The 25,441-nt window shown below is 68.0% G+C and carries 23 protein-coding genes and 1 riboswitch; of the genes, 19 read left to right on the top strand and 4 right to left on the bottom strand.

Going from position 1 to position 25,441, the window contains the following annotated elements; translation table 11 throughout:
* Nucleotides 1–82: 82 nt before the first annotated feature.
* Nucleotides 83–538, top strand: coding sequence for a GNAT family N-acetyltransferase (locus ABL843_RS14210; RefSeq protein WP_418120264.1), 456 nt, complete (start codon nucleotides 83–85; stop codon nucleotides 536–538).
* Nucleotides 539–604: 66 nt separating this feature from the next.
* Here ABL843_RS14210 and ABL843_RS14205 read toward each other — a convergent pair whose 3' ends face one another.
* Nucleotides 605–907 (bottom strand): hypothetical protein, encoded by a 303-nt coding sequence (locus tag ABL843_RS14205; RefSeq protein ID WP_418120263.1) that lies wholly within the window; start codon nucleotides 905–907, stop codon nucleotides 605–607.
* Nucleotides 908–1,370: 463 nt separating this feature from the next.
* Between ABL843_RS14205 and ABL843_RS14200 the strand changes: the two genes are divergently transcribed.
* From ABL843_RS14200 to ABL843_RS14165, 8 genes are all read left to right on the top strand, one after another.
* On the top strand, nucleotides 1,371–2,348 hold the full coding sequence (locus ABL843_RS14200) for a MurR/RpiR family transcriptional regulator (protein WP_418120262.1): 978 nt from the start codon (nucleotides 1,371–1,373) through the stop codon (nucleotides 2,346–2,348).
* Nucleotides 2,345–3,325, top strand: a complete 981-nt coding sequence (locus ABL843_RS14195; RefSeq protein WP_418120261.1) for an isoaspartyl peptidase/L-asparaginase family protein — start codon at nucleotides 2,345–2,347, stop codon at nucleotides 3,323–3,325. The genes ABL843_RS14200 and ABL843_RS14195 overlap by 4 nt, the downstream gene beginning before the upstream one ends.
* A 41-nt stretch (nucleotides 3,326–3,366) precedes the next feature.
* Nucleotides 3,367–5,244 (top strand): dipeptide ABC transporter ATP-binding protein, encoded by a 1,878-nt coding sequence (locus ABL843_RS14190; RefSeq protein ID WP_418120260.1) that lies wholly within the window; start codon nucleotides 3,367–3,369, stop codon nucleotides 5,242–5,244.
* An 81-nt stretch (nucleotides 5,245–5,325) separates the two neighbouring features.
* Complete coding sequence (gene gsiB, locus ABL843_RS14185) at nucleotides 5,326–6,882, top strand: glutathione ABC transporter substrate-binding protein GsiB (protein ID WP_184638302.1); 1,557 nt, start codon at nucleotides 5,326–5,328, stop codon at nucleotides 6,880–6,882.
* A gap of 79 nt (nucleotides 6,883–6,961) precedes the next feature.
* A complete protein-coding gene (gene gsiC / locus ABL843_RS14180; protein ID WP_126019272.1) occupies nucleotides 6,962–7,882 on the top strand; it encodes a glutathione ABC transporter permease GsiC in 921 nt (306 codons plus the stop codon).
* A 10-nt stretch (nucleotides 7,883–7,892) separates the two neighbouring features.
* The gene (gene gsiD / locus ABL843_RS14175; protein WP_184638303.1) at nucleotides 7,893–8,816 is read left to right on the top strand and encodes a glutathione ABC transporter permease GsiD; all 924 of its coding nucleotides are present in this window, start codon (nucleotides 7,893–7,895) and stop codon (nucleotides 8,814–8,816) included.
* A gap of 18 nt (nucleotides 8,817–8,834) precedes the next feature.
* Nucleotides 8,835–9,917 carry a P1 family peptidase gene (locus tag ABL843_RS14170; protein ID WP_418120259.1) on the top strand — a complete coding sequence of 361 codons (1,083 nt, stop codon included), beginning with the start codon at nucleotides 8,835–8,837 and terminating at the stop codon, nucleotides 9,915–9,917.
* Nucleotides 9,918–9,933: 16 nt separating this feature from the next.
* Entirely contained in the window at nucleotides 9,934–10,755 is an 822-nt protein-coding gene (locus tag ABL843_RS14165; protein WP_126019263.1) for a M55 family metallopeptidase, read from the top strand.
* Between the two features lie 25 nt (nucleotides 10,756–10,780).
* On the opposite strand, the gene ABL843_RS14160 is transcribed toward ABL843_RS14165, so the two are convergent.
* Complete coding sequence (locus ABL843_RS14160; protein ID WP_418120258.1) at nucleotides 10,781–11,686, bottom strand: LysR family transcriptional regulator; 906 nt, start codon at nucleotides 11,684–11,686, stop codon at nucleotides 10,781–10,783.
* Nucleotides 11,687–11,779: 93 nt separating this feature from the next.
* Here ABL843_RS14160 and ABL843_RS14155 point away from each other — a divergent pair, with 93 nt between their 5' ends.
* The 9 genes from ABL843_RS14155 to ABL843_RS14115 all read left to right on the top strand — a co-directional run bounded on the left by ABL843_RS14155 (nucleotide 11,780) and on the right by ABL843_RS14115 (nucleotide 21,058).
* On the top strand, nucleotides 11,780–13,117 hold the full coding sequence (locus ABL843_RS14155) for an arylsulfatase (protein ID WP_418120257.1): 1,338 nt from the start codon (nucleotides 11,780–11,782) through the stop codon (nucleotides 13,115–13,117).
* A 21-nt stretch (nucleotides 13,118–13,138) separates the two neighbouring features.
* Entirely contained in the window at nucleotides 13,139–14,107 is a 969-nt protein-coding gene (locus ABL843_RS14150; RefSeq protein ID WP_126019255.1) for a Bug family tripartite tricarboxylate transporter substrate binding protein, read from the top strand.
* A 283-nt stretch (nucleotides 14,108–14,390) separates the two neighbouring features.
* A complete protein-coding gene (locus ABL843_RS14145) occupies nucleotides 14,391–16,169 on the top strand; it encodes a nitrite/sulfite reductase (RefSeq protein WP_126019253.1) in 1,779 nt (592 codons plus the stop codon).
* Nucleotides 16,166–16,561 (top strand): DUF934 domain-containing protein, encoded by a 396-nt coding sequence (locus tag ABL843_RS14140; protein WP_126019251.1) that lies wholly within the window; start codon nucleotides 16,166–16,168, stop codon nucleotides 16,559–16,561. Before ABL843_RS14145 ends, ABL843_RS14140 begins: the two co-directional genes overlap by 4 nt.
* Before the next feature lie 21 nt (nucleotides 16,562–16,582).
* On the top strand, nucleotides 16,583–17,203 hold the full coding sequence (locus ABL843_RS14135) for a phosphoadenosine phosphosulfate reductase family protein (protein WP_126019249.1): 621 nt from the start codon (nucleotides 16,583–16,585) through the stop codon (nucleotides 17,201–17,203).
* A gap of 43 nt (nucleotides 17,204–17,246) precedes the next feature.
* The gene (gene cysD, locus ABL843_RS14130) at nucleotides 17,247–18,188 is read left to right on the top strand and encodes a sulfate adenylyltransferase subunit CysD (RefSeq protein WP_126019247.1); all 942 of its coding nucleotides are present in this window, start codon (nucleotides 17,247–17,249) and stop codon (nucleotides 18,186–18,188) included.
* 115 nt (nucleotides 18,189–18,303) lie between these two features.
* A complete protein-coding gene (locus ABL843_RS14125; protein ID WP_418120256.1) occupies nucleotides 18,304–19,644 on the top strand; it encodes a sulfate adenylyltransferase subunit 1 in 1,341 nt (446 codons plus the stop codon).
* A gap of 44 nt (nucleotides 19,645–19,688) precedes the next feature.
* Entirely contained in the window at nucleotides 19,689–20,018 is a 330-nt protein-coding gene (gene fdxA / locus ABL843_RS14120; RefSeq protein WP_126019243.1) for a ferredoxin FdxA, read from the top strand.
* Nucleotides 19,976–21,058, top strand: coding sequence for an NAD(P)/FAD-dependent oxidoreductase (locus tag ABL843_RS14115; RefSeq protein WP_418120255.1), 1,083 nt, complete (start codon nucleotides 19,976–19,978; stop codon nucleotides 21,056–21,058). Before fdxA ends, ABL843_RS14115 begins: the two co-directional genes overlap by 43 nt.
* Here ABL843_RS14115 and ABL843_RS14110 read toward each other — a convergent pair.
* The gene (locus ABL843_RS14110; protein ID WP_418120254.1) at nucleotides 21,055–22,365 is read right to left on the bottom strand and encodes an aspartate aminotransferase family protein; all 1,311 of its coding nucleotides are present in this window, start codon (nucleotides 22,363–22,365) and stop codon (nucleotides 21,055–21,057) included. The genes ABL843_RS14115 and ABL843_RS14110 overlap by 4 nt on opposite strands.
* Nucleotides 22,366–22,477: 112 nt before the next feature.
* On the opposite strand from ABL843_RS14110, the gene ABL843_RS14105 reads away from it, so the two are divergent.
* Nucleotides 22,478–23,221: a TetR/AcrR family transcriptional regulator gene (locus ABL843_RS14105; RefSeq protein ID WP_418120253.1), complete on the top strand. Its 744-nt coding sequence runs from the start codon at nucleotides 22,478–22,480 to the stop codon at nucleotides 23,219–23,221.
* On the opposite strand, the gene ABL843_RS14100 is transcribed toward ABL843_RS14105, so the two are convergent.
* Entirely contained in the window at nucleotides 23,208–25,100 is a 1,893-nt protein-coding gene (locus ABL843_RS14100; protein ID WP_418120252.1) for an adenylate/guanylate cyclase domain-containing protein, read from the bottom strand. The two genes, ABL843_RS14105 and ABL843_RS14100, sit on opposite strands and share 14 nt — an antisense overlap.
* Before the next feature lie 198 nt (nucleotides 25,101–25,298).
* Nucleotides 25,299–25,399, top strand: a riboswitch (TPP riboswitch).
* Nucleotides 25,400–25,441: the final 42 nt, after the last annotated feature.

Here is a 25,441-nt window from a genome sequence, read left to right as displayed (position 1 = left end):
CCCTCACCCAACCCGCTTCGGCGGGTTTTCTTTTGATCCGCCCTCTCAATCGAGGGCCCTGCTGGCTGGCTACCATCACCCGATGCGAATCTCCCTCGAAAGCCCCGCCCAGCCCGACGTCATCCAGCTCATCGACGACCTCGACGCCTACCAGAAGCCGCTGTATCCACCCGAGTGCCACTACGGCATCGACATTGCGGCGCTGTCTGCGCCGAACGTGCTGTTCGCGGTCGCCCGCGATGGCGAAGGCACGGCCGTCGGCTGCGGGGCCATCGTGATGGAGCCGGAGTTCGGCGAACTCAAGCGCATGTACGTCCGGCCGGAGAACCGGGGGCAAGGCGTCGCAGCGAAAGTGCTGGGTTTCCTCGAGGGCGAAGCGAAGGCGCGCGGCTGCGCGATGTTCAGGCTCGAAACGGGCGTGAGCCAGCCGGAGGCGCTCTCGTTCTATGCGCGCGCGGGCTACACCCGACGCGGACCGTTCGGCACGTACCCGGACGATCCGCTGAGCGTGTTCATGCAAAAGGAAGTCGCGGGCTGAGAGGCCGCAGCCTCCATCGCCGATGAATCCGGTCAGCGCCTGATCCGCACCAAGGCCGCGCTGCGCTCAGCCTGCCTCCGGCCCCGACAACGCCGCACGCATCGCGCGGGTCGCGCTGTCGGCAGCTTCGATGCGACGGCTCATTTCCTCATTGACCAGACGCACCAAGGAGCCGAGTTCGGTGCGCGTGGGACCGAGTTGTTCTGTATCGCCCACCTCCAGCGGCGCGATGAGCTTTTCAAGGCATGTATAGGCGCAGAGCACTTCGCGAAGACTGTCGGTGTCGTCGCAGGCTTGAAGAGCGAGGGCTTCGGCAGCGTCGAAGCGGGTTGATGCGGATGGCGTACGCGAGCGAGTAGAAGCAGCCATGAATGGCCTCCGGTAAAAACGCAGAGATGCTTCGAGACGCCAATCCCGAGCACGCCGAGCTTTCGACGTGCGGGGGGGCAGTTTATCGCCCGGATGAAGAACTCGTCGAAGCGAACTCAAAGCCGCATTCCGAGCCAGATCACGCTCTCGGTCGAGGCCGCGACAAACGGACTCGGCAATTTCCTTCTCCAATTGCAAGCACGCGCATGTGATGCCGACGGCTCAGCCGCCTGGCCGGCGCAAATCAGCGACATCAGGGGAAACACCTAGAAACCAGGCCTTCACCGGCCCGGGCGTTCCCTGCAAGAGGGAAACAGCACGCGCCTCCCCCTACTGAATCCCCCTTCACCCCTGGCCCGCTACTTGCGATCGTGATCAAAAATGACAGAAAATTTTCTTATCTGACTTATATTTGTAAACTGGTTTTCAAAAAACGCACACTTTCGGGCGCAACGCACCCTTCATGAGCACACCTTTCGATACCCCAGGCACCACCGTGGCACAGCGCATCGCGCAGGCCTTGCCGCGGCTGTCGCGCTCGCACCGGCAGGTGGCCGACTACGTGCTGGAGCACCCGCTGCAGGTGGCGACGCTGCCCATCGACGAGCTGGCTGCGGTGGTGGGCGTGTCGGTGGCCACGGCCAACCGCTTCGCTCGGGCGCTCGACTTCGACGGTTACGCCACCTTCCGCGCCGAGCTCGTGCGCGGCTTCGAGCCGCTGGTGGCGCCGGTGGAGCGGCTGCGCGGCAACCTGGAGCGGCCGACCACGGTGGCCGAGGTGTTCGCCACGGCGCTCGACGAGAGCCGCCGCAACATCGACGCGACGCGCCAGACGCTGGACTACGCCGCCTGCGAAGCCGCGGTGGAACGCATCGGCAAGGCGCGCTCGGTCTATATCGGCGGCTTCGGCGCGAGCGCGTGGCTCGCGGGGCTGCTGCAGCACGGGCTGGACGGCAGCTGCAGCGACGTGCGCATGCTCTCCAGCGTGAGCGGCGTCACGCATGCGGCGCGCACGCTGATGCACGCTGGGCCGCAGGACGTGTTCATCGGCCTGACCTTTCCGCGCTACCTGACGGACACCATCGCGCTGGCGCAGCTCGCGCGCAGCCAGGGCTGCGCCGTCATCGCCCTCACCGACCGGCCCAGCTCGCCGCTGGCCCCCTTGGCCGACGTGGCGCTGTTCTGCCAGACCGAAACCAGCTACCGCCCGAACTGCGAGACCAGCGTGCTCGCGCTGATCGAGGCGCTGACCAGCGCGGTGTCGCTGCGCGCGCCCGACCCTGTGCAGTCGGCCGGCCGCATCCTGCAGGCTGTGCGCCCCTGGCTGCATGGCGCCAACGGCCTGCAGCGCATCAGCGGAACCGCCGCGGCAGCAGCCCAGACACCCGATGCCCCCGCCCCCAGCGGCGCGGGCAGCAAGAAGAAGAAAGCTTCCCGATGACCCAGACCCATGTGCCCGTGATCGCCATCCATGGCGGCGCCGGCACCATCAGCGCCGCGACGACGAGCGCGGAACAGGCGCAGGCCTATCACGATGCTTTGAAGAACATCGTGGCCGCCGCGCAGGCGATGCTGCTCAAGGGCGCCTCCGCGCTCGATGCCACCTGCCTCGCGGTGGAGATGCTCGAGGAGTGTCCGCTCTTCAACGCCGGCCACGGCGCGGTGTTCACGCACGACGAAACCCATGAGCTCGACGCCGCCGTGATGGACGGCGCCACGCTCGCCGCCGGCGCGATCGCGGGCGTGTGCCACATCCGCCGCCCGGTGCGCGCCGCGCGCGCCGTGCTCGAAGACGGCGCCCATGTGCTGCTGGCCGGTGCCGGCGCCGAGACATTCGCGCGCGAACGCGGGCTGGAGATGGTCGAGCCTTCGTTCTTCTCCACCGAGGCGCGCCGCCAGCAGCTCTACCGCGTGCGCGGCACGGGCCGCGTGGTGACGGACCATGAAGGCGCGACGATGGCGGCGGCTGCAGCAGCAACTCCGTCCCCGCTCGACGAGGACAAGAAGTTCGGCACCGTCGGCGCGGTCGCGCTCGACATGCATGGCCATCTGGCCGCCGCCACCTCCACCGGCGGTATGACCAACAAGCGCGTCGGCCGCATCGGCGATTCGCCGCTCATCGGCGCCGGCACCTATGCCGACGACCGCACGGCCGCCGTGTCGTGCACCGGCAGCGGCGAGATGTTCATCCGCGTCGCCGCCGCCTACGACGTCTGCGCGCGCATGGCTTACGGCGGCGCGACGCTCGAAGCCGCCACGCACGCCGTGGTGCAGCAGTCGCTGCCGGCCATCGGCGGCTCCGGCGGGCTGATCGCCGTGGACCGCCACGGCAACCTGAGCCTGGCCTTCAACAGCGAAGGCATGTACCGCGGCCACGCGCGCGGCAACAAAGCGCCCCTCACGGCCATCTTCGCCTGACGCCGTACGCGCTCGCAGCCCCCTCTTTTCCTCGCACTCCCATGTCCACCCCTTCCCTCGCCCTGCCGGACGGCCGCGTTCTCGCCGTCGACGACCTCACCGTTCGCTTCTCGACTTCCGAGCGCACGGTCGATGCCGTGAAGAAGCTGTCATTCCACGTCGACCACGGCGAAACGCTCGCGGTGGTGGGCGAATCTGGTTCGGGCAAGTCGGTGACCTCGCTGGCGCTGATGCGCCTGGTGGAGCACGGCGGTGGCCGCATCCTGAACGGCAGCATGATGTTCCGCCGCCGCAACGGCGAGGTGCTCGACCTGGCGCAGGCGCGCGACAGCGCCATGCGCAACATCCGCGGTGCGGACATCGCGATGATCTTCCAGGAGCCGATGACATCGCTGAACCCGGTGTTCACGGCCGGCGACCAGATCGCCGAGGCCATCCGCATCCACCAGGGCAAGAGCGACGCGGCAGCGCGCGCCGAGGCGCTGCGCATGCTGGAGCTGGTGCGCATTCCCGAGGCGCGCAACGTGCTCGACCGCTTCCCGCACCAGCTCTCGGGCGGCATGCGCCAGCGCGTGATGATCGCGATGGCGCTGTCGTGCAAGCCGCAGCTGCTGATCGCCGACGAACCGACCACCGCGCTGGACGTGACGATCCAGGCGCAGATCCTCCAGCTCATCCGCGAGCTGCAGAAGGAGATGCACATGGGCGTGCTGTTCATCACGCACGACATGGGCGTGGTGGCCGAGATCGCCGACCGCGTGCTGGTGATGTTCCGCGGCGACAAGGTGGAAGAAGGCGTCTCCGACGACGTGTTCGCAGCGCCTCGGCACCCCTACACCCGCGCGCTGCTGTCGGCCGTGCCGAAACTGGGCGCGATGCAGGGCACCGACCTGCCGGCCAAGTTCGAACTGCTGCGCACCGAGGCCAGCGCCGACACCGCGGCGCCCCATCAGGCCACCCCGCAGGACACGGTGCGCGCCGACGCCGGCCCGATCCTACGCGTGCGCGACCTCGTCACCCGCTTCGACGTGCGCAGCGGCCTCTTCGGCCGCGTGAAGCGCCGCGTGCATGCGGTGGAGAAGATCAGCTTCGACCTGTACCCCGGCGAAACGCTGGCGCTGGTGGGCGAATCGGGCTGCGGCAAGTCGACCACCGGCCGCTCGCTGCTGCGCCTGGTCGAGAGCCAGAGCGGCGCGATCGAGTTCGGCGGCAAGAACATCCGCGAGCTGCCCACGCGCGAGCTGCAGGCGCTTCGCCGCAACATCCAGTTCATCTTCCAGGACCCGTTCGCCTCGCTCGATCCGCGCGTGACGGTGGGCTTCTCGATCATGGAGCCGCTGCTCATCCACAACATCGCCAAGGGCGCCGAGGCGCAGCAGCGCGTCGACTGGCTGCTGCAGAAGGTGGGCCTGCCGCCCGAGGCGGCGCAGCGCTATCCGCACGAGTTCTCCGGCGGCCAGCGCCAGCGCATTGCCATCGCGCGGGCACTGGCGCTCAACCCCAAGGTGGTGGTGGCCGACGAATCGGTGTCGGCGCTGGACGTGTCGATCCAGGCGCAGATCGTCAACCTGATGCTCGACCTGCAGCGCGAGCTGGGCGTGGCCTTCCTCTTCATCTCGCACGACATGGCGGTGGTGGAGCGCATCAGCCACCGCGTGGCCGTGATGTACCTGGGCCAGATCGTCGAGATCGGCCCGCGCCGCGCGGTGTTCGAGGCGCCGCAGCACCCCTACACGCGCAAGCTGATGGCCGCGGTGCCGGTGGCCGACCCGTCGCGCCGCCACAAGCCGCGCGCGCTGCTCGAAGGCGAGATTCCCAGCCCGATCCGCGCCGTGGGCGACGAGCCCGTGGTGCCGCCGCTGGTGCAGGTCGCGCCGGGCCACTTCGTCGCGCAGCACGCCATCGGCGGTGCGTTCTGAACGCCACATCTTCAACTGCCTTTTCTTTTTCTCAACCCGCAGGCCCTCCTGCTTTTTCCACGAACCGACTGGAGTTCTTCCATGACGCAACAAGCTTCCTCTTCCCTGCGATGGGCATCCGCACTGCTGGGCCTGGCCGCGCTGGCCGCCTCGGGCACGGCACTGGCCGCTAAAGACGTGGTGCTGTCCATCGGCTACCAGCCGGAAACGCTGGACCCGTACAACACCAACACCACCATCACCACGGCCGTGACCAAGACCTTCTATGAAGGCCTGTTCCAGTTCGACAAGGACCTGAAGGTGCAGAACGTGCTCGCCGAGGGCTACGAAGTGTCGAAGGACGGTCTGGTCTACACCATCAAGCTGCGCACCGGCGTGAAGTTCCACGACGGCACCGACTTCAACGCCGACGCCGTGAAGTTCACGCTCGACCGCGTGCTGAACCAGGACAACAAGCTGCTGCGCTACAACCAGTTCAACCGCGTGAGCAAGGTCGAGGTGGTGAACCCGAGCACCGTGCGCATCACGCTGAAGGAGCCCTTCGGCCCCTTCATCAACTCGCTGGCCCACGCATCGGCCGCCATGATCTCGCCCACCGCGCTGAAGAAGTGGGGCAACAAGGACATCGCCTTCCACCCCGTGGGCACGGGCCCCTTCGAGTTCGTCGAGTGGAAGCAGACCGAAGCCGTCAAGGCCAAGAAGTTCGACGGCTACTGGAAGAAGGGCTACCCGAAGGTCGACAACGTGTCGTGGAAGCCGGTGCTCGAGAACAACACCCGCGCCGCGATGCTGCAGACCGGCGAGGCCGATTTCGCATTCCCCATTCCCTATGAGCAGGCCGAGCTGCTGAAGAAGAGCGACAAGCTCGAAGTGGTGGCAACGCCCTCGATCATCACGCGCTTCCTGGCATTCAACATGCTGCAGAAGCCCTACGACAACCCGAAGGTGCGCGAGGCCATCGGCTACGCCATCAACAAGGAGGCGCTGGCCAAGGTGGCGTTCGGCGGCTATGCCTTCCCGGCGCAGGGCGTGCTGCCCCAGGGCGTGAAGTACGCCGAGAAGATGGCTCCCATTCCCTACGACCTGAAGAAGGCCAAGGAGCTGATGAAGGAAGCCGGCTACCCCGACGGCTTCGAGTCGGTGCTGTGGAGCGCCTACAACAACACGACCTCGCAGAAGACGATCCAGTTCGTGCAGCAGCAGCTCGCGCAGATCGGCATCAAGCTGCAGGTGCAGGCGCTCGAAGTGGGCCAGCGCACCGAGCAGGTGGATGCATGGCCCGATCCGAAGACGGCCAAGGTCCGCATGTACTACACCGGCTGGTCGTCGTCGACCGGCGAGGCCGACTGGGGCCTGCGCCCGCTGTTCGCCTCGGAAGCCTGGGCTCCGAAGCTGAACAACATGTCGTTCTACAAGAGCGAGGTGGTCGACAGCTCGCTGGCCAAGGCGCTGGTGACCACCGACGAGAAGGAACGCGCCGCGCTGTACAAGACCGCGCAGGAAGAGATCCGCAAGGACCTGCCGCGCGTGCCGATGATCACCGAGCAGAACCTGTCGGCGCACGCCAAGCGTCTGTCGGGCGTGTTCGTGATGCCTGACGGCAACATCAACATCGACGCCATCGCCACGTCGAACTGATCCCGGCTCCTCGTTTCCTGACTGACTGCCCGACGGGCGATGGCATGCCGCCATCGCCCGATCGCGGCAACCGCACCCCATGCTGAATTACTTCCTCAAACGACTGTTGGGCCTGATCCCCACGCTGCTCATCGTGGCGGTGCTGGTGTTCCTGTTCGTCCACATGCTGCCCGGCGATCCGGCGCGTCTCGCCGCCGGCCAGGACGCCGACGAGCAGACCGTGGCCATGGTCCGCGCGGAGCTCGGGCTGGACAAGCCGCTGCCGCAGCAGTTCGTGAACTTCTTCACCCACATGCTGCAGGGCGACTTCGGCACCTCCATCCGCACGCGGCGGCCGGTGGCGACCGAGATCGGCGAGCGCTTCTTCCCGACGGTGATGCTGACCATCACCAGCATGGTGTGGGCGGTGATCTTCGGCATGGCCATCGGCATCGTCTCGGCCGTGTACCGCAACAAGTGGCCCGACCGGCTGGGCATGACGCTCGCGGTTTCGGGCATCTCCTTTCCCGCATTTGCACTCGGCATGCTGCTGATGCAGATCTTCTCGGTCCAGCTCGGATGGCTGCCCACGGTGGGCGCCAGCAGCTGGAAGCACTACATCCTGCCCTCCATCACCCTGGGCGCGGCCGTGGCGGCCGTGATGGCGCGCTTCACGCGGGCCTCCTTCGTCGAGGTGATCCAGGAAGACTTCGTGCGCACGGCACGCGCCAAGGGCGTGCGCGAGCGCGCCGTGATCATCAAGCACTGCCTGCGCAACGCGCTCATTCCGGTGGTGACGATGATGGGCCTGCAGTTCGGCTTCCTGCTGGGCGGCTCCATTCTTGTGGAGGCGGTGTTCAACTGGCCCGGCCTCGGCCGCCTGCTGGTCGACGCGGTGCAGATGCGCGACTACCCCGTGATCCAGACGCTGGTGCTGCTGTTCTCGCTCGAATTCATCCTGATCAACCTGGTGGTGGATGTGCTCTATGGCTACATCAACCCGACTATTCGATACAAGTGAGCAAGCAGCCATGACGCAACAAGCTTCCGGCGTGCCTGCCGAAACCATCGCGCCACCGGTCGTGGCCGTTCAAACCGCCGGCAAGGTCCGCACGCCCTGGGGCGAGTGCTGGCGCCGCTTCAAGAAGCAGCCGGTGGGCATCGTCGCCGCGCTCTTCGTGCTGCTGCTGGTGTTCGTCGCGGTGTTCGCGCCGTGGATCGTGCCCTTCGATCCGGAGAACTTCTTCGACTACGACATGCTGAACACCGGCCCTTCGGCCGCGCACTGGTTCGGCGTCGACCCGCTGGGCCGCGACATCTTCAGCCGCATCCTGATGGGCGCGCGCATCTCGCTGATGGCGGGCTTCCTGTCGGTGGTGCTGGGCGGCATCGTCGGCACCGCCTTCGGCCTGCTGGCGGGCTACTACGAAGGCTGGTGGGACCGCATCGTGATGCGCATCTCGGACGTGCTCTTCGCCTTCCCCGGCATCCTGCTGGCGCTGGGCGTGGTGGCCATCCTGGGCAGCAGCATGACCAACGTGGTGGTGGCTGTGTCGGTGTTCAGCGTGCCGGCCTTCGCGCGCCTCGTGCGCGGCAACACGCTGGTGCTGAAGCAGCAGACCTACATCGAGGCCGAGCGCAGCATCGGCGCCTCGGACTGGACCATCATCGTGCGGCACATCCTGCCGGGCACCATCTCGTCGATCGTGGTGTATTTCTCGATGCGCGTGGGCACCTCGATCATCACGGCCGCCAGCCTCTCGTTCCTGGGCATGGGCGCGCAGCCGCCGACGCCCGAATGGGGCGCGATGCTCAGCGAAGCCCGCGCCGACATGGTGACCTCGCCGCACGTGGCACTCTTCCCCAGCCTGGCCATCTTCTTCACCGTGCTCGCCTTCAACCTGCTGGGCGATGCACTGCGCGACGCGCTCGATCCGAAGATCGACCGCCAGTAAATCCGGTTCTCCTTCTTCATGTCTTCCAGCAAGCAGCAGGCCTCCCTTCCCTTCATCGGCAGCCTGCTCCAGGGCGAACGCAACGCCATCACCGACGTCGCGGGCGTCACCGTGGGCCACCGCACGCTGGCCGACGGCCCCGTGCAGACGGGCGTGACCGTCATCCGTCCGCACGCGGGCGATCTCTTCCGCGACAAGGTGCCGGCCGCCGTAGCCGTGCTCAACGGCTTCGGCAAGAGCGTCGGCCTGCTGCAGGTCGAAGAACTGGGCGTGCTCGAAACGCCCATCGCGCTGACCAACACCTTCTCGGTCGGCGCGGTGGCGGCGGCGCAGATCCGCCGCTGCGTGGCCGACAACCCCGAATGCGGACGCACGCTGCCCACGGTCAATCCGCTGGTGTTCGAGTGCAACGACGGTTTTCTCAACGACATCCAGCGCATGGCCGTGAGCGAGGCCGACTACCTGCACGCGCTGGCCGATGCCGGACCCGACTTCGAGCAGGGCTCGGTCGGCGCGGGGCGCGGCATGTCGAGTTTCCAGCTCAAGGGCGGCATCGGCAGCGCCTCGCGGCGGGTGTCGGCGCGCGAGGGCCTGTGCCACACGGTCGGCGCGCTGGTGCTGGCGAACTACGGGCGCCAGCCGCAGCTGCTGCTGGCCGGCCACGCCGTGGGCGAACGGCTCGCCGCGCTGCAGGCCGAACGCAGCCTGCCGGCGGTGAACGAGGCCGAGAAGGGCTCGATCATCATCGTGGTGGCCACCGACGCGCCGCTGGACGCGCGCCAGCTGCGCCGCCTCGCGCTGCGCGCCGGCGCCGGGCTGGCCCGCACGGGCTCGGTCTTCGGGCACGGCAGCGGCGACATCGTGCTGGCCTTCTCCACCGCCTACACCGTGCCCGACAGCGTCGAGCGGCCGATGCCCGCCGTGGCGATGCTGCACGACGGCTTGCTCGACGGCCTGTTCCAGGCCGCGGCCGACAGCACCGAGCAGGCGATCATCCATGCCCTCTGGCGCGCCACCGCCGTCACCGGCCGCGACGGCAACCACCGCGCCTCGCTGGCCGACGTGCTGCCCGCCTCCACCCTCTTCTCAAACCACGCCTGAGCGCGAGCCTTCACCCATGAAAGTCCTGATCTCCACCGACATCGAAGGCGTCGCCGGCGTCTATCACTCCGAGCAGGTGCGCGCGGGCAACCCCGAATACGAGCGCGCGCGGCTGCTGATGACGCACGAGGCCAACGCCGCCATCGCCGGCGCCTTCGACGCGGGCGCGACCGAGGTGCTGGTGAACGATTCGCACGGCGGCTTCCGCAACATGCCGCCGGATTTGCTCGACGCGCGCGCCCGCGTGATCCAGGGCAAGCCGCGCTACCTGAGCATGGTGGCGGGCGTGGAAGAAGGCGGCGTGGACGCCGTCTGCATGGTCGGCTACCACTCGCGCGCGCAGGGGCGCGGCATTCTCGCGCACACCATCAACAGCTTCGCGTTCGCGGGCATCTCGCTCGGCGGCGAAGAACTGGGCGAGGCAGGGCTCTACGGCGCGCTGGCCGGCGAATACGGCGTGCCGGTGGTGATGGCCAGCGGCGACGACGTGTTCATCGCCGAGAACCGCCCGCTCTTCCCGCACGCCACCTTCGTCGAGACGAAGAAGGCCACGGGCTGCACCAGCGGCGTTTCGCTCTCGCCCGAGCAGTCGCGCCGGGCGATCCGTGCGGGCGTGGAAGAAGCACTGGCGGCCCGCGCGAATGCCAAGCCGCTCGTCTTCGAAGGGCCGCAGACGGTGACGCTGCGCGCCCAGACCTCCGCGCTGGCCGACCTGTTCTGCCAGTGGCCGAGCTTCGAGCGCGTGGACGGCGTCACCCTGCGCTTCACCGCGCCGACGGTGGAGGCGGCCGTGCGCATGCTGAACTGCTGCTCGGCGATGTCGTCGATGCTGCGCTGAGGCGCGACGACCCCATCCAAACAACTCAGGCCGACGCGGCCTTGAGCGCCAGCAGGCTGTCGCGCAGCGCCTGCATCAGCGGCGACCACGACGAGCCCGGGCGCGAAAGCAGCACAACCGCGCGCGGCACGCGCAGTGCCGGCACCGGCAGCACTGCGAAGCGGCTGTCGTCGGCATGCCGCATGAAAGAGCGCGGCACCAGCGTGACCAGATCGGTCCCGGCCAGTACCGACAGGTTCAGCTCGGACGCGAACGGCACTTCCATCACGACCCGGGGCGCAGCGAGGTTGTTGCGCGCGAAGATGTCGGTGATCGCCTTGAAGGCCGCCGACGTGGCCGGCCCCGAGATCCATCCGTAGGCCGTGACATCGGCCAGCGAGACGCGCGAGCGCTGCGTCAGCGGATGGCCGGTTCGCACCAGCGGCAGCATCGGGTCGTTGTCGACCTTGGTGCGCTCGGCGTCCAGCGGCTGGCCCTCGTAAGCGGGCACCAGCGCCAGGTCGAGCTCGCCTTCGCGCACGAGTGTGGCCAGCGTGTCGGAGCGGTCGACGCGCAGGCGCACCCGCAGCCCCGGGCGTTGGTTCAGCAGCGTGCCCAACGCAGCGGCGACGCGGTTGCCCGAGGTGGTGTCGGTAACGCCTACGCGCAGCAGCCCGGCCTGCTGCGCCCGCATCTCGTTGGCCAGCAACACGGTGTCGGCGTAGTCGGCCTGCAGGCGCCGCACCTGTTCGGCGACCCGCTGCCCGGCCGAAGTCAGCACCATGCCGCGCGCGCTGCGCTCGAACAGCTGCAGCCCGAACTCGCCCTCGACCCGGCGCACGGCCTTGGTCAAGGCGGGCTGGGTCACGCCCTGCTCGTCGGCCGCGGCGGAAAGCAGGCCGGTCTTGGCCACGGCGAGGAAATACTGGACATCGCGCATCGACAGGGACATTCCCCGATTTTATGACTCAGTGATGACTTGGGAATGAGCCTGGGAAGCACCGGCACTTAGATTCCGAAAACGCCAATCCCGGAGCCCATCGCCATGCCCTCACCCTCCTCCTCTCCCAACATCGTGCTCATCGTCGCCGACAACCTCGGCTGGGGCGAGCTGGGCTGCTACGGCGGCGGCGCGCTGCGCGGCGCACCCACGCCGAACATCGACGCCCTCGCAAAGCAGGGCCTGCTGCTGCAGAACTTCAATGTGGAGAGCGACTGCGTGCCGACCCGCTCCGCGCTGATGAGCGGGCGCCACCCGATCCGCACCGGCTGCCTGCAGTCGGTGCCGCCGGGCCTTCCGCAGGGGCTGACGCGGCGCGAGATCACGCTGGCCCAGCTGCTCTCTGCTCGGGGCTATGCCACCGCGCACTACGGCAAGTGGCACCTGGGCGACGTGCCGGGGCGCTTTCCGTCGGACCGCGGCTTCGACGAGTGGTACGGCATTCCGCGCACCACGGACGAGAGCCAGTTCACCTCGACGGTGGGCTTCGACCCCAGCGTGGTGGAGCTGCCCTGGATCATGCGCGGCCGCAGCGGCGAGCCCTCGGAAGGCGTGAAGGTGTACGACCTGGAAGCGCGGCGGCAGATCGACGCCGACCTGGTCGACATGTCCATCGGCTTCATGCGGCGCCAGCGCGAGGCCGGCAAGCCCTTCTTTCTCTACCTGCCGCTGGTGCATCTGCATTTCCCGACGCTGCCGCACCCCGAGTTCGCCGGCCGCACGGGTGCAGGCGACTTCGCCGATTCGATGGTGGAAATGGACCACCGCGTGGGCCAGGTGGTGCGCGCGCTCGACGAGATGGGCGCGGCCGAGGACACGCTGCTGATCTTCTGCAGCGACAACGGCCCCGAGTTCCGCGCTCCCTACCGGGGCACGGCCGGCCCCTGGAGCGGCACCTATCACACCGCCATGGAAGGCAGCCTGCGGGTGCCCTTCATCGCGCGCTGGCCGGGCCGCATCGCACCCGGCCGGGTGAGCAACGAGATCGTGCACGTGACCGACCTCTTCACCACCCTGGCGGGCGTGGCCGGTGCCGAGCTGCCGCAGGACAGGCCTATCGACGGCGTGGACCAACTGCCCTTCCTGCTGGGCGAGCAGGAGAAGTCGGCCCGCGAGGGCTTTCCCTTCTACATAAAGAACGAGCTGCGGGCAGTGAAATGGCGCGACTGGAAGCTGCACTTCTACTGGGAGCCCGAGGTCAACGAAGGCAAGGGCAAGCTGGAGTCGCCTTACCTCTTCAACACCACCCGCGACCCGAAGGAGACGACCGACGTGCTGGTCTACAACACCTGGGTGCTGGGGCCGGTGCTCAAGCTGGTGAAGGCGTTCCAGGACAGCTTCGCGCGGCATCCGAACACGCCGCCCGGCCAGCTTGACGACTAACCTGATGAACAGCGAGCTCCCATGAACAAGATGCCTTCCGTCTCCCGTCGTCATGCAATGGCCGCCCTGGGTGGCGCCGTCGCGCTCGCGGCCTCTCCCCGCCTCTTTGCCCAAGGTGCCCGCCCGCTGACCTGGCTGGTCGGCCAGCCGGCCGGCGGCAGCGTGGACATCCTGACCCGCCTCGTGGCGCGCCACGTCGAGCAGGCGCTCGGCCAGCCGGTGGTAGTCGACAACCGGCCCGGCGCCGCAGGCGCCATCGCTCTGCAGGCGGCCGCACGGGCACCGCATGACGGGCTGACGGTCGTCACCATTCCCGGGCCGATCCTGACCAGCATGCCCGTGCCCCGGATCGGCAAGGAACTGACCGGCGTGGCCACGCTGGCCAAGGGGCCGATGGTGCTGGTGGGCACCACGGCCAGCCCGATGCCGCCCACGCTGGCCGCGCTGCTCGCCGCCGGCAAGGACCCGAAGGCCTTCAGCTTCGCATCGTCCGGCAACGGGACCAGCCAGCACCTGGCCGGCGAGCTGATGAACCAGATCGCCGGCACGCGGATCGTCCACGTGCCCTACAAGGGCGGCAGCCAGGCCGTCACCGATGTGGTCGGCGGGCAGGTGCAACTGGGCATGCTCGGCATCACGCCGGTGCTGCCGCACATCAAGTCGGGCAAGCTGCATGCGTACGGCGTGACCACTGCCACGCGCTCGCCTGCGCTGCCCGATGTGCCCACGCTGCGCGAAGCCGGCCTGCCCGGTTTCGACGCGGACCAGTGGTTCGTGGTGGCCGCGCCCGCGGGCGTGCCGGCCGAGCGGGTGCGCGCGCTCAACGCGGCGATTGCGCAGGCGCTGCAGAAGCCCGAGGTGCAGTCGGGCTACGCGGCCGCGGGCGTGACGCCGGCTCCCGCCACGGCGGAGCAGACCACGGCCTTCGTGGTGCAGGAACTCCAGCGCTGGCAGACGCTGGCGAAGAAGGCCGATCTGCCGCTGGATTGAGCGGATGACGGCCGGCGCTGCCCGGCCCTCCGTCTTTCCGCCACCGGGCAGGCGCGTGCCCGGAAACGCCTTGCCGGACTCTTCGCTCCGGCTGCCTCGCCTTATCCGGAATAAGCATCAAACCGTCCGGAAACCCGCATGGGCACTGGCGAATAAGCTTATCCGCATAAAGCGCGAACCAAAAAATAGTTTGGTTCCATAAGGAGCGCTTGGACAATCGCGCCTTCTTGCTGGGGTACCCGCTACGCGCGCGGCACCGCACTTCCCTCAAGACAAACGCACGATGTACCAATACACAGAATTCGACCGCCAGTTCGTCCACCAGCGGGCTGCCCAATTCCGCGACCAGCTCGAGCGCTGGCAGAAGGGCAAGCTCGCCGAAGACGAGTTCCGCCCCCTGCGCCTGCAAAACGGCTGGTACGTGCAGCGCTACGCGCCGATGCTGCGCGTGGCCGTGCCCTACGGCGAACTGTCGAGCCGCCAGCTGCGCGTGCTGGCCCGCATCGCCCGCGAATACGACGAGCCCGAGGCGGAGGTCTACAAGAAGGCCATCGAGACGCAGGGCCTGCTCGGCAGCCACAAGCTGCCCACCCACTACGCCCACTTCACGACCCGCCAGAACGTCCAGTACAACTGGATTCCGCTGGCCAAGTCGGCCGACGTGATGGACTTGCTGGCTTCGGTCGACATGCACGGCATCCAGACCAGCGGCAACTGCATCCGCAACATCACGAGCGACGAGCGCGCCGGCATCGCCGTCGACGAGGTGGCCGATCCGCGCCCCTTCGCGGAAATCATGCGCCAGTGGAGCACGCTGCACCCCGAGTTCGCGTTCCTGCCGCGCAAGTTCAAGATCGCCATCACCGGCGCCACCGAGGACCGCGCCGCCACCGGCTGGCACGACGTGGGCCTGCACGTGGTGAAGAATGAAGCCGGCGAGATCGGTTTCCGCGTGCAGGTGGGCGGCGGCATGGGCCGCACGCCCATCGTGGGCACGGTGCTGCGCGAGTTCCTGCCGTGGCAGCAGATCATGAACTACCTCGAGGCCGTGATCCGCGTCTACAACCGCTACGGCCGGCGCGACAACATCTACAAGGCTCGCATCAAGATCCTGGTGAAGGCCGAGGGGCAGCGCTACATCGACGATGTCGAGGCCGAGTACAAGCAGATCCTCGAGCACGACGGCGCGCCGCACACCATCACGCAGGAAGAGTACGACCGCGTGGCCGCATCCTTCGTGCCGCCCGCGCTCGCCACCCGCGTGCTGCAGAGCGCCGAGAAGACCGACGCCGAGCTGCGCCACCACGCCGCCGACGACGTGCAGTTCGCCCGCTGGCTGGCGCGCAACGTGGCGCCGCACAAGAACCCGGCCCTGCGCGCCGTGACGCTGTCGTTCAAGCGCCTGAAGCAGGCGCCGGGCGACGCCTCGGCCGACCAGCTCGACACCATCGCCGAGCTCGCCGACCGCTTCTCGGCCGGCGAAGCCCGCGTGACGCACGACCAGAACGTGCTGCTGCCCTGGGTGCATGCCGAAGACCTGCACGCGCTGTGGATCGCAGCCCGCGCCGCTGGCTTCGCCAGCGCCAATGTGCACCTGCTGACGGACATGATCGCCTGCCCCGGCGGCGACTTCTGCGCGCTGGCCAACGCACGCTCCATTCCGGTGGCCGAAGCCATCACCGAGCGCTACCAGGACCTCGACGAGCTCGACGACCTGGGCGAGATCGACCTGCACATCAGCGGCTGCATCAACTCGTGCGGCCACCACCACAGCGGCCACATCGGCATCCTCGGCGTCGACAAGGACGGCAAGGAGTGGTACCAGGTCACCCTCGGCGGCTCCGACGGCTCCGCACTCAGCGGCACGCCGCAGGCCGGCAAGGTGGTCGGCCCCTCGTTCTCGGCGGCAGAAGTGCCCGGCGTGATCGAGGCCGTGCTCAACACCTACCGCGACACCCGCGAAAGCGGCGAGAACTTCATCGACACGCTGCGCCGCGTCGGCCACGACGCGTTCAAGGCCGCCGCCAACGGTGCACGTTTCAAGGTGGAGGAAGCAGCATGAAGAAGACCCTGAACATTCTCTCGGCGGAAGAGCACGTCGACGACGGCGACCCGAAGGTGCTGCAGCTGGCCAACGACGCCGACCCGCTCGCCATCGAGGAGTGCCTGGCCGACATCGAGCGCATCGACCTGCACTTTCCGAAGTTCACCGACGGCCGCGCCTACAGCCAGGCCTTCCTGCTGCGCCGCCGCCTGGGCTTCACCGGCGACATCCGCGCCACCGGCGACGTGCTGATCGACCAGCTCGTGCAGATGGAGCGCACCGGCTTCTCCAGCGCCGTGCTCAAGGAAGGCGTGGACGCCACCGACGCGCAGCGCCAGTTCGACCGCTTCGCTTCCTTCTACCAGGGCGACGCGGTAAAGACCGCGCCGCACTTCGCGGCCGGCAACTGAGAGCGCAGGAAAGCACCGCACATGAGCATCGACATCGAACGCATCAACGCCGAACTCGGCCGCAACGCGCAGGGCTTGGTGGACTGGGCACTCGGCCTGGGCCAGCCGGCCATCGTCACCACCAACTTCCGGCCCTTCGAGGCGGTGATCCTGCACCTGGTCACGCAGGTGAAGCGCGACGTGCCGGTGGTGTGGATGGACAACGGCTACAACACCGAGGCCACCTACCGCTTCGCCGACGAAGTGACGAAGCAGCTGGGCCTGGACCTGCACATCTACCTGCCGCGCCGCTCGCGCGCCCATCGCGAGGCGGTGGAAGGCCCGACACCCGCGCTGGACGACCCGCGCCACGCCGCCTTCACCGAAGAGGTGAAGCTGGAGCCCTTCGCGCGCGCCCTGCGCGAGACGGCGCCGAAGGTGTGGTTCACCGCGTTGCGCGCCACCGACACAGCCGTGCGTGCGCAGATGGACCCGGTCAGCATCAACCCCGACGGCCTGATCAAGGTCGCGCCGCTGCTGCACTGGTCTTCCAAGGACCTGCACGAGTACTGCGTGAAGCACGGCCTGCCCAACAACTTCGACTACGTCGACCCGACCAAGGGCGAAGACAACCGCGAGTGCGGACTGCATCTCGCGCACTGAGCCCCTGCACCGCACCGACCTACCGCATTCAGCCCCATCTCCGATGAACGCACGTACCGAAACCGAACTGCTGCTGCCGCCGGCGCACCTGTCCAACACGCACCTCGACGCGCTGGAGGAAGAAACCATCTTCATCCTGCGCGAAGTGGCGGCCGCCTTCGAGCGCCCCACCCTGCTGTTTTCGGGCGGCAAGGACTCGCTGGTGCTGCTGAAGTGCGCGGAGAAGGCTTTCGGCGTCGGCCGCATTCCCTACCCGCTGCTGATGATCGACACCGGCCACAACTTCCCCGAGGTCACGGAGTACCGCGACCGCCGCGCGAAGGAACTGGGCGCAGAACTCATCGTGCGCAGCGTCGAAGACTCGATGAAGCGCGGCACCGTGCGCCTGGCCCACCCGGGCGAATCGCGCAACGCGCACCAGTCGGTGACGTTGCTCGAAGCCATCGAAGAATTCCGCTTCGACGCGCTGATCGGCGGCGCCCGCCGCGACGAGGAAAAGGCGCGCGCCAAGGAGCGCATCTTCTCGCACCGCGACAGCTTCGGCCAGTGGCAGCCCAAGGACCAGCGCCCCGAGCTGTGGACGCTGTTCAACACGCGCCTGGCCCCGGGCGAGCACTTCCGCGTGTTCCCGATCTCGAACTGGACCGAACTCGACGTGTGGCAGTACATCGCCCGCGAGGAAGTCGGCCTGCCCTCGATCTACTACACGCACAAGCGCGAAGTGGTGGAGCGCCGCGGCCTGCTGGTGCCGGTGACCGGGCTGACCCCCGCTCGCGACGGCGAGACGGTGCAGGTGCGCGACGTCCGCTTCCGCACCGTGGGCGACATCACCACCACCTGCCCGGTGGAAAGCCTGGCGGCCGACGCGAGCGACGTGGTGCTCGAGACGCTGTCGGTCGACGTGAGCGAGCGCGGCGCCACCCGCATGGACGACATGACTTCGGAAGCTTCCATGGAGAAGCGCAAGAAAGACGGGTACTTCTGACCCACCCCCAGGCTTCGCGCACTTCGTGTCGCTACGCCCACCCCCTCGAAGGGGGCAACACCAGCGGCCCGGCAGAGCCGGTTCCGCGGTGTTCCACGAATTGGAGAATCACTCAATGAATGCTGCTGTCATTTCAAACGCCTCGCCCGCCGAAGTCCACGGCGACACCGGCACCGCCCTGCGCTTCATCACCTGCGGCTCCGTCGACGATGGCAAGAGCACGCTGATCGGCCGCCTGCTGGTCGACAGCAAGACCGTGCTGCAGGACCAGCTCGCCGGCGTGCAGCGCGGCGGCGAGACGGACCTGGCCCTGCTGACAGACGGCCTTTCGGCCGAGCGCGAACAGGGTATCACCATCGACGTGGCGTACCGCTACTTCTCGACCGCCAGGCGCAAGTTCATCATCGGCGACGCGCCCGGCCATGAGCAGTACACGCGCAACATGGTCACGGCCGCCTCCGCCGCCGACGCCGCGGTGGTGCTGGTCGACGCGACCAAGCTGGCCTGGGCCGCCGAGGTGGAAGACGGCACCGTGGTCAAGCGCGAGCTGCTGCCGCAGACGCGCCGCCACACGCTGCTGTGCAACCTGCTGCGCGTGCAGTCGATCGTGTTCGCCATCAACAAGCTGGACGCCATCGGCGATGCAGGCCTGGCCTTCGAACGCATCTCGACCGCGCTGAACGCCTTTGCCGAAGCGGCCGGCGTGAAAGTCGCGGCCATCGTGCCGATCTCCGCGCTCAAGGGCTGGAACGTGGCCACGCGCCATGCCGACTGGGTCGGCTACGAAGGCCCCAGCCTGCTCGAGCTGCTCGAAGAGCTGCCGGTGACGGCGCAGGACGAGGCCGTGCCCTTCGCCTTCCCGGTGCAGTGGGTCGAGAAGTTCTCGTCGTCGGCCGACACCTCGCAGGGCCGCCGCGTGTTCTGGGGCCGAGTCGCCTCGGGCCACGTGGAGCCGGGCCAGCGCGTGACCGTGCTGCCGAGCAACCAGACCGCCACCGTCGCCCAAGTACTGAGCCACACGCGCCAGCCGAAGGCGGTGCATGCGGGCCACAGCGCCGGCATCGTGCTGGACCGCGAGGTCGACGTCTCGCGCGGCGACTGGCTGCTGGCGCCCAGCGCCTTCGAGCCGGTGCGCGAGATCACCGCCACCGTGGCCTGGCTCGACGACGAGCCGCTGGTCGCGGGACGCGTCTACTGGGCGCTGCAGGGCCACCGCTGGGTGAAGGCCAAGGTCGCGCGCATCGTCGACCGCGTGAACATCACCACGCTCGAATCGGAGCCCGCGACGCAGATCGAGGCCAACGCCATCGGCGACGTGGTGCTGGCGCTGCAGCAGCCGCTGGCGGTGCTGCCCTTCACGCAATCGCGCGCCCTGGGCTCGCTGGTGCTGGTCGATACGGCCTCCCACAAGACCGCCGCTGCCGTGCTCGTGCAGCCCTCCGCCGCAAAGGCCTAAAATCCCGGGTTTCCCCCGACCTCACCACTGACGCCAGAAAACAAATGACCCACGTCGTCTCCGAAGCCTGCATCCGTTGCAAATACACCGACTGCGTGGACGTTTGCCCCGTCGACTGCTTCCGCGAAGGTCCCAACATGCTGGTGATCGACCCGGACGAGTGCATCGACTGCGCGGTCTGCATCCCCGAGTGCCCGGTCAACGCGATCTACGCCGAGGAAGACCTGCCGGCCAACCAGATCGCCTTCATCAAGATCAACGCCGAGCTGGCCCAGGCCGACGGCTGGAAGAGCATCACCAAGCGCAAGCCCGCCCTGCCCGACGCCGAGGAGTGGAAGGACAAGACGGACAAGATCGGGGAGCTGGTGCGCTGAACCAGCCCGCCGCCCCTGCCGTTTCCCCGATCGAGACCGACGCGCTGATCGTCGGCGCCGGCCCCGTGGGGCTGTTCCAGGCCTTCCAGCTGGGCCTGCTCGAAATCTCCTGCCACATCGTCGATGCACTGCCCGCCGCCGGCGGCCAGTGCGTGGCGCTGTATGGCGACAAGCCCATCTACGACATCCCCGGCACGCCCGTGACCAGCGGGCGCGACCTGGCGCAGTCGCTGCTGCAGCAGGTGTCACCGTTCAAGCCGCAATTCCATTTCGGCGAACAGGTTTCCACCCTGGCGCGCGAGGCCGATGGGCGGCTGCTTCTCACCACTTCGGCGGGCAAATCATTCCTCGCCAAAACGGTGTTCATCGCGGCCGGTGTCGGCGCCTTCGTGCCCAAGCGCATCGCGGTCGAAGGCATCGCGCAATTCGAGGGCTCCTCGCTCTTCTATCACCCCGATTCGCTGGACCGCTTCGCCGGGCAGACGGTGGTGGTCAACGGTGGCGACGACATCGCGCTCGAAACCGCCATCGCGCTCACCGCCATCGCCAAGCAGGTCACGCTGGTGCACCGGCGCGACGGCTTCCAGGCAGAGGAAGCCACCGTTTCGGCCATGCGCGCCCTCGTGGCCGCGAGCAAGATGGCCTTCCAGGTCGGCCAGCCCACGGCCTTCGACGGCAAGCAGCTCCAGATCACCACGCCCGACGCGACCACGCTTGAACTGCCGCTGGACGCGCTGGTCGCCTGCCTGGGCATCTCGCCGCGCCTCGGCCCCATCGCCGACTGGGGGCTGGAGCTGGAGCGCAAGCAGGTGCCAGTGGACACAGAGAAGTACGAAACCCGCGAACGCGGCGTGTTCGCGGTGGGCGACATCAACACCTATCCGGGCAAGAAGAAACTCATCGTCTGCGGCTTCCATGAAGCCACGCTGGCCGCCTGGGGTGCCACGGCCATCGTGTTCCCCGGCAAGGCCGTTCCGCTGCAGTACACGACCACCAGCACCCGCCTGCACGAGCTGCTGGGCGTGGCCGGCTCCCGCTAGTTCCTGGCGGCACCGGGCAGCAGCACCCGGTATTCGCCGATGAAGCTGCCGATGGCGGCCACGTAGCGGTCGATGTCCGCATCGGTCAGCGGCAGCGACAGCACGACGAAGCCGCGCGGCGAGGTGTAGATGCCCTCGCTCAGCAGGTGGAAGAAGAGCAGTTGCCGCAGGCGGGCGTCGACCGGTGCCAGGTCGTCGGTGCTGCGCACCTCGCCGCCCACGAAATGCGCGTTCATCAGCGAGCCGATGCCGGTGAACTGCATCGCGACGCCCTCGCTTGCGCACAGCGTGTTCAGCCGCTGCCGCATCGCATCGCCACGCGCTGCCAGTGCGCCCGCGGCCTCCGGCGTGAACAGCTTCGTGAGCCCCGCATGGCCGGCCGCCATCGTCAGCACGTTGTTGTTGAAGGTGCCCGAATGGGCCAGCGGCCCGGTGCGCGGATCGAACAGCGCCATCACGTCGGCACGTCCGCCGAAGGCGCCGAAGGACATGCCGCCGCCGATGTACTTGCCCAGCGTGGTCAGGTCGGAGCGGATGCCCAGCTTGTTCGCCAGCCCGTGCGGCGCGAGGCGCGAAGTCATCACCTCGTCGAAGATCAGCAGCGCGCCGACGCGGGTGGCTGATTCGCGCAGCGCCTGCAGGAACTCCAGCCGGCCCGGAATGCATCCGCTCGCGCCCTGCATCGGCTCCAGCAACACGGCGGCGATCTCGGGGCCGTGCCTGTCGATCTGCTCGCGCGCGGTCCGCTCGTCGTTGTAGGGCAGCACCAGGAAGTCGAAGGGCACGGTCGTCGGCAGCGGCTTGGCGCCGAAGCCAAGCACGCCGCCGTGATAGCCGCCCGAAAACACGACGAGCTTGCGGCGGCCGGTGAAGTGCAGCGCCGCCGTCAGCGCCATCAGGTTCGCCTCGGTGCCGGAGTTGGTGAAGCGCAGTTGCTCGATCTGCGGAAAGCGCTCGCAGATGAGCCTGGCGAGCCGGCCTTCGAGCAGGTTGTGGCCTGTGAGGTTGATGCCGCTGTTCATCGCCTCGGCGACGGCCTCCCGGATCTCTGGCGCCGAATGGCCGTAGACGCCGGCCGTGTACTCGGCGATGAAGTCGGCATAGCGGTGGCCGTCGGCGTCCCACAGCGTCGCGCCCTCGCCTTTCGCGATGGTCAGCGGGAACGGCGCGTAGAACAGCACCGAGCGGCTGTTGGCACCGGGCATGTAGCGCGCCTGTTCCTCGAACTGGCGCATGCTGGCGGGATTGCCTTCGGTGAAGCGCAGGTGCGCTGCTGCGAGGGCCTGGTCGATGTCGGCGTGCGCCATGGCAATGTCCTTCGTAGGGTGTGCGCCCGTCGCATGCAGCGCGATTTATTGTTCGATGCTCAATTTATTTTGTTTATACAGTCAACCCGACTGCCGCACAATGGCTGCAACCATGACGAAGCAATCGCCCCCCAAGTCACCGAAACCCCGCACGGCCGGCCGCCCCTCCGGCGGCGGTGGCCTGACGAAGCAGCGCATCGCCGAGGAGGCGCTCGCGCAGATCGACGAATTCGGCCTGGGCGCCTTCAGCATGCGCGAGGTGGCGGCCCGGCTCGACGTCTACCCGGCCACGGTGCACTGGCACGTGAGCACGCGCGAGGCACTGCTGGCCGAAGTGGCGGCGCTGGTCATGGCCGAGGTCGCGCCGCCGCCCGGCAAGCTCGTCTGGAAGGACTGGATCGCCGAACTCTTCCGCCGCTGCCGCGCCACCGTACGGCGCCATCCGAACGTGGCGCAGCTGCTGGGCGCGCAGCTGGTGTCCAACGGCAGCCTGCCGATGGAGCTGGTCGAAGGCATCCTCGCCACGCTGGCCGACGCCGGCTTCGAAGACGAAGCGCTGCTGGAGGCCTACAACTGCGTGGTCGCCGCGATGCTGGGCTTCCTGACGATGGAGTTCTCGCCCCTGCCCGCCGACAACACCCAGGCCTGGGCCGAGGAGCTGCGCGAACGCGTGCACACGATCCGCCCGCTCGACCACCCGGTGCTCACGCGCAACCTCGCGCAGCTGGCCAACAAGGCCTTCATCCTGCGCTGGGACAACGGCACGACGGTGCCGCTGGACAGCAGCTTCGAGCGCCATATCCAGATCACCATCGACGGGCTCGAAGCCTTCGCGCGCCGGATCAGGAAGGTTTAGGTCCCAGCACCTCGTACAGCGCCATCCGCGTCTGCCGCCCGCGCAGCTCCGCGAGCTCTTCGATACGGCGCGTGGCGAGCCGGCCGCCCAGCCCCTCGAAGGTGGCTTCGGAGATCAGCGTGCGCGTGCCCAGCTCCTTGTTGGCGCCCTCGATGCGGCTCGCCGCATTGATCGCGTCGCCGATGGCGGTGTACGACAGGCGGTTGCTCGAGCCGAGCACGCCCGCGATCACATGGCCGGTGTGGATGCCCACGCGCGTGCGGAACTCCTGCAGACCCTCGGCGCGCCACTTCTCGTTGAGCGCGTTCATCTCGGCATGCAGCTCGATCGCCGCCAGGCAGGCGCGGTACTCAGCATCCTCGAGTTCGGTGGGTGCGCCCCACAGCACCATGATGCCGTCGCCCATGAACTTGTCGATCACGCCGCCGTGACGCGCGAAGATGCCGGCGGCGAGATTGAAGTACTCGGTGAGCTGGCGCACGAGCACCTCGGCCGGCATCGACTCCGAGATGCTGGTGAAGCCCTCCACGTCGGTGAACATCGCGGTGATGCGCTTCGGCGAGCCGCTCGGCCCCAGCGCGTGCCCTTCCGCGACGAGTTGCCGGATGATGTCCACCGGCACGAACTTGCTGAAGGCCTTGAGGCTGCGCGCGGATTCGTCCAGCGCCTGGTTGAGGTGCTGCACCTCGAGCACCCGGCTCGGCTCGATCGGCAGATCGTCGAGTTCCAGCCGCCCGATGCGGCGCGCGACGCGCGAGAGGTTCTCTATGGGCCCGGTCACCAGCTTCGACAACCGCAGCGAAATGATGAGCGCCAGCGCCAGGAAGCTGACCGTCAGCGCCAGCGACCAGAGCACCGAGCGCTGCAGGCCACCGAGCAGCAGCTCCTCGGGCTCCCAGCTCACGAGCTGCCACCGGGTGTGCGGCAGGTGCGAGGTCTGCACGAGGTAGCGACTGCCTTCGTGCTCGATGGAGAAGGCCTGGTCGTCGGCCCCGCCTGCCGTGCTGACCGAGAGCATGTGCGCATGGATGGCGCCGAGCACGCCGCTGTCTGGCGATTCCAGCTCGCGCACCGGATCGGGATGGTCGCTGCGCGCGATCACATGGTGGTCCGAACTCATCAGGGCGCTCTCGCCATGGCCCTGCGCACCGAAGGCGCCCACGAGCCTGGACAGATGCCCCAGCGACACGTTGGCATCGACCACGAGTCCCCGCGTGTGCCCTTCGTCGTCGGCGCGCGCCGAAGGCCGCGCGTGCCCGACGGCCAGTTCCTGCGAGTCGCTCATCATGAATGGCTGGGTCCACACCGGTCCTTTCGCCTTCATGGCCTCCAGGTACCAGGTGCGCTTCTCGGGATCGAAGTCGCTGCGGTAGGCCGAGATCGATGTTGTCGCAAAACGCTGCTTCGCGTCGCCGCCGTCCCGGTCCGGCGAGTCCTTGTAGTGCCAGGTCTCGGTGCTGAATCCGTCGGCGCGCAGCACCTGGCGGATGGCCGGCACCGGGTAGCGCACCGCCATCAGCACGTGGCCGTGGTCGGTGGCCACGTTGATGCTGTCGATTTCCGGCGTCTGCTCCAGCAGCGTCCAGAGCATCTCGGCGGTCTGCTCGCCGTCCTCCCCGCACACGTGGACGCTGGGTGAATCGGCGATCGCACGGATCGCCGCCTCGGTCTTCGCGAGGAAGGCAAGCACGCTGTCCTCGACCCGGTCGTGGTTGATCTTGTGCGCGGCGGTGCCGAGCCTCGACACCAGCCTCTCGGCGGCCCAGTAGCCGAAGGCCACCAGGAGCAGCGACTGCACCAGCGCCACCGCGCAGATGATGGTCCCCACGTCGACCCTGAACCGCCTGAGGCGGGTGCCCTTGAAATCCTCATCGACCATGCAAGCTCCTCTTCATTTCTTGTTTCTGCACGCTTATCGGCATGCGCTCCCGTTTCTTCTGCCGTCGTTTTCCTCGGCGGTCGATTCTCGCGCCGCGCATCCGCATGCCGAGGGTTTTCCCTGCCCGCAAAGGCATGCCTGGCGTCGCGGCTTCCCGGCCCCGCATAAAATCGGCTCCGCGCCACGGGTTTGCCGCGGCGTACTTGCTAGGGGTGTTGGGCGGCTTGCCGTCCGGCTGAGAAAGTCCCTTTGAACCTGATTGAGGTAATCCTCGCGCAGGGAAGCTGGTCCGGTGGCCTCTCGCGCCTTCTCGCGTGAAAGCCGCGCCACTGGGGCCTCGC

It is taken from the genome of Variovorax sp. 350MFTsu5.1 (assembly GCF_048302515.1).
GTDB lineage: Bacteria > Pseudomonadota > Gammaproteobacteria > Burkholderiales > Burkholderiaceae_C > Variovorax > Variovorax guangxiensis.
This window is presented reverse-complemented; position numbering and strand designations above follow the sequence as displayed.

Excerpts from the sequence above, each read along its gene's own strand:
- ABL843_RS14135 (WP_126019249.1), top strand. The coding sequence starts at position 16,583 with ATGAGCATCGACATCGAACGCATCAACGCCGAACTCGGCCGCAACGCG.
- ABL843_RS14140 (WP_126019251.1), top strand. The coding sequence starts at position 16,166 with ATGAAGAAGACCCTGAACATTCTCTCGGCGGAAGAGCACGTCGACGAC.
- ABL843_RS14125 (WP_418120256.1), top strand. The coding sequence starts at position 18,304 with ATGAATGCTGCTGTCATTTCAAACGCCTCGCCCGCCGAAGTCCACGGC.
- ABL843_RS14105 (WP_418120253.1), top strand. The coding sequence starts at position 22,478 with ATGACGAAGCAATCGCCCCCCAAGTCACCGAAACCCCGCACGGCCGGC.
- gsiC (WP_126019272.1), top strand. The coding sequence starts at position 6,962 with ATGCTGAATTACTTCCTCAAACGACTGTTGGGCCTGATCCCCACGCTG.
- ABL843_RS14170 (WP_418120259.1), top strand. The coding sequence starts at position 8,835 with ATGTCTTCCAGCAAGCAGCAGGCCTCCCTTCCCTTCATCGGCAGCCTG.
- ABL843_RS14190 (WP_418120260.1), top strand. The coding sequence starts at position 3,367 with ATGTCCACCCCTTCCCTCGCCCTGCCGGACGGCCGCGTTCTCGCCGTC.
- ABL843_RS14100 (WP_418120252.1), bottom strand. The coding sequence starts at position 25,100 with ATGGTCGATGAGGATTTCAAGGGCACCCGCCTCAGGCGGTTCAGGGTC.
- gsiB (WP_184638302.1), top strand. The coding sequence starts at position 5,326 with ATGACGCAACAAGCTTCCTCTTCCCTGCGATGGGCATCCGCACTGCTG.
- ABL843_RS14210 (WP_418120264.1), top strand. The coding sequence starts at position 83 with ATGCGAATCTCCCTCGAAAGCCCCGCCCAGCCCGACGTCATCCAGCTC.
- fdxA (WP_126019243.1), top strand. The coding sequence starts at position 19,689 with ATGACCCACGTCGTCTCCGAAGCCTGCATCCGTTGCAAATACACCGAC.
- ABL843_RS14155 (WP_418120257.1), top strand. The coding sequence starts at position 11,780 with ATGCCCTCACCCTCCTCCTCTCCCAACATCGTGCTCATCGTCGCCGAC.
- ABL843_RS14200 (WP_418120262.1), top strand. The coding sequence starts at position 1,371 with ATGAGCACACCTTTCGATACCCCAGGCACCACCGTGGCACAGCGCATC.
- cysD (WP_126019247.1), top strand. The coding sequence starts at position 17,247 with ATGAACGCACGTACCGAAACCGAACTGCTGCTGCCGCCGGCGCACCTG.
- ABL843_RS14110 (WP_418120254.1), bottom strand. The coding sequence starts at position 22,365 with ATGGCGCACGCCGACATCGACCAGGCCCTCGCAGCAGCGCACCTGCGC.
- ABL843_RS14205 (WP_418120263.1), bottom strand. The coding sequence starts at position 907 with ATGGCTGCTTCTACTCGCTCGCGTACGCCATCCGCATCAACCCGCTTC.
- ABL843_RS14195 (WP_418120261.1), top strand. The coding sequence starts at position 2,345 with ATGACCCAGACCCATGTGCCCGTGATCGCCATCCATGGCGGCGCCGGC.
- ABL843_RS14165 (WP_126019263.1), top strand. The coding sequence starts at position 9,934 with ATGAAAGTCCTGATCTCCACCGACATCGAAGGCGTCGCCGGCGTCTAT.
- ABL843_RS14150 (WP_126019255.1), top strand. The coding sequence starts at position 13,139 with ATGAACAAGATGCCTTCCGTCTCCCGTCGTCATGCAATGGCCGCCCTG.
- ABL843_RS14160 (WP_418120258.1), bottom strand. The coding sequence starts at position 11,686 with ATGTCCCTGTCGATGCGCGATGTCCAGTATTTCCTCGCCGTGGCCAAG.
- ABL843_RS14145 (WP_126019253.1), top strand. The coding sequence starts at position 14,391 with ATGTACCAATACACAGAATTCGACCGCCAGTTCGTCCACCAGCGGGCT.
- gsiD (WP_184638303.1), top strand. The coding sequence starts at position 7,893 with ATGACGCAACAAGCTTCCGGCGTGCCTGCCGAAACCATCGCGCCACCG.